Source organism: Prevotella pectinovora, assembly GCF_000834015.1.
Taxonomy (GTDB): domain Bacteria; phylum Bacteroidota; class Bacteroidia; order Bacteroidales; family Bacteroidaceae; genus Prevotella; species Prevotella pectinovora.
On sequence record NZ_JXQI01000006.1, the window covers coordinates 1 to 3,020 of the forward strand.

The window sequence follows — 3,020 nt, forward strand, 5'->3', positions numbered from 1 at the left end:
TTAAAGTGAAAAAAGGCGGTTACCTACTCTCCCACATTGCATTGCAGTACCATCGGCGCAAGCGGGCTTAACTTCTCTGTTCGGAATGGGAAGAGGTGGAACCCCGCCGCTGTCGCCACCTGATATGGGGGACATGCGAACGTTACAGACATCTTGTCCTGTAGAATTGACAGTTGCAATACAACTGAAAGTGTGTGCCTGAAAGCGAAAGCTCTCGGGCAATTAGTAGCGCTCGGCTTTGACGTCGCCGTCTTTACACCTGCGCCCTATCAACGTCGTCGTCTGCGACGACCCTCAATGGAGTTCTAATCTCGTGGAAAGCTTCGCACTTAGATGCTTTCAGCGCTTATCCGATCCAGACGCGGATACCCGGCGGTGCGCCTGGCGGCACAACCGGTACACCGGAGGTCTGTCCGTCACGGTCCTCTCGTACTAGTGACAGCACCACTCAAAACTCCTGCGCCCACGATAGATAGAGACCGAACTGTCTCACGACGTTCTGAACCCAGCTCGCGTGCCACTTTAATGGGCGAACAGCCCAACCCTTGGGACCTTCTCCAGCCCCAGGATGTGACGAGCCGACATCGAGGTGCCAAACCACCCCGTCGATATGAGCTCTTGGGGGGGATCAGCCTGTTATCCCCGGAGTACCTTTTATCCTTTGAGCGACGGAGTTTCCATACACATCCGCCGGATCACTATGCCCCAGTTTCCTGCCTGCTCGGGATGTCTCCCTCCCAGTCAAGCGCCCTTTTGCCATTGCACTCTTGAAGGCCGCTTACCAAACGGCCCGAGGGCACCTTTGGAAGCCTCCGTTACGCTTTTGGAGGCGACCACCCCAGTCAAACTACCCACCAAGCAGTGTCCGCGACTATCCGCGTTAGACCTCAGACAGCCAAAGGGCCGTATTTCAAGGATGGCTCCACAACGCCTGGCGACGCCGCTTCGAAGCCTCCGGCCTATCCTACACATCGGATGACCAAGGTCAATGCTAAGCTGTAGTAAAGGTTCACGGGGTCTTTTCGTCCCATCGCGGGTAATCGGCATCTTCACCGATACTACAATTTCACTGAGCTCATGGCCGAGACAGCGTCCGGATCATTACACCATTCGTGCAGGTCGGAACTTACCCGACAAGGAATTTCGCTACCTTAGGACCGTTATAGTTACGGCCGCCGTTTACCGGGGCTTCAATTCAATGCTTCCCTTGCGGTGACATCTCCTCTTAACCTTCCGGCACCGGGCAGGTGTCAGGCTGTATACTTCATCTTTCGAGTTCGCACAGCCCTGTGTTTTTGTTAAACAGTTGCCTGGACCTATTCTCTGCGCCTCACCCGGAGGTGAGGACCCCTTATCCCGAAGTTACGGGGTCAGTTTGCCTAGTTCCTTAGCCATGAATCTCTCAACGCCTTAGTATGTTCTACCCAACTACCTGTGTCGGTTTGCGGTACGGGTACCGCCAACATGAGTTTAGCCCATTTTCTCGGGAGTATGATTACCCTCGCTCTCAGGTTCCCCCGAAGGGGACCCCGTACTTTCGGGTTTCAGCTCAAACGCCGGATTTGCCTGGCATTCTCATAGCCTACGCCCTTCAACGCCCTATTCCGTCAGGGCGCGGAGGTGTCACTGCTCCGTCTGGACATCACTGATGGCGGTAGTCACGGAATGTTGACCGTGTCTGCCATCGGCCTCGCCGCTCGGCTTAGCCTTAGGACCCGACTGACCCCAGGATGAATGGCATTGCCTGGGAAACCTTAGTCGTTCGGCGGGAGGGGTTCTCGCCCTCCTAATCGTTACTTATACCTACATTTGCTTTTCCATAGGCTCCAGCAGTAGTCACCTACTGCATTCTACGCCGATGGAATGCTCCCCTACCGATACTTTTATTATTTGCTATCCCGCGCCTTCGGTGCCTGTCTTATACCCGATTATTATCCATGCACGGACCCTCGACCAGTGAGCTGTTACGCACTCTTTGAATGAATGGCTGCTTCCAAGCCAACATCCTGGCTGTCTCAGGGACCACACTTCGTTAGACTAACTCAGACAGAACTTCGGGACCTTAGACGGCGGTCCGGATTCTTCTCCTCTCGGGGACGGACCTTAGCACCCGCCCCCTTACTGCAGGAATACTAAGCGTGAGCATTCGGAGTTCGTCAGGTCTCGATAGGCGGTGAAGCCCTCTTGACCTATCGGTCGCTCTACCTCTCACGCTGACCTTCCCACGCGGCACCTAAATGCCTTTCGGGGAGTACGAGCTATCTCCAAGTTTGATTGGCCTTTCACTCCTACACTCACCTCATCCAGAAGCTTTTCAACGCTTATTGGTGCGGTCCTCCATCCCGTGTTACCGGGACTTCAACCTGGACAAGTGTAGATCACTTGGTTTCGCGTCTGCCTCCGCCAACTTGACGCCCTCTTCAGGCTCGCTTCCACTACGGCTTCGTCCCTCATGGGACTTAACCTCGCTGGCGACGGCAACTCGTAGGTTCATTATGCAAAAGGCACGCCGTCACATCTCATGGATGCTCCGACCGCTTGTAGGCGCATGGTTTCAGGATCTCTTTCACTCTTCTCGTCGAAGTGCTTTTCACCTTTCCCTCACGGTACTGGTACACTATCGGTCTCACGGGAGTATTTAGCCTTGCCGGATGGTCCCGGCGGATTCGGGCAGGATTCCTCGTGTCCCGCCTTACTCAGGATACCGCTAGGCCTTCGCTCGCTTCACGTACGGGGCTTTCACCCTCTACGGCCGGACTTTCCAGTCCATTCTGTTCACGATAAAAGTACCACAGCGCGGTCCTACAACCCCGGCGTTGCCTTGACAACACCGGTTTGGGCTCTTCCCCGGTCGCTCGCCACTACTGGGGGAATCATTGTTTATTTTCTCTTCCTGGAGGTACTAAGATGTTTCAGTTCCCTCCGTTCGCCTCCGGACTTTTGTCCGGATGACAGTCCTTCAGACTGCCGGGTTGTCCCATTCGGAAATCCCTGGATCAAAGGTCATTTGCACCTCCCCA

The 3,020-nt window shown here is 54.9% G+C and carries 2 rRNA genes; both read right to left on the reverse strand.

The window, feature by feature from the left end:
• Positions 1 to 10: 10 nt before the first annotated feature.
• Positions 11 to 123, reverse strand: a 5S ribosomal RNA gene (rrf, locus tag ST42_RS00480).
• Between the two features lie 78 nt (positions 124 to 201).
• Positions 202 to 3,020, reverse strand: a 23S ribosomal RNA gene (locus ST42_RS00485); the annotation flags it as partial.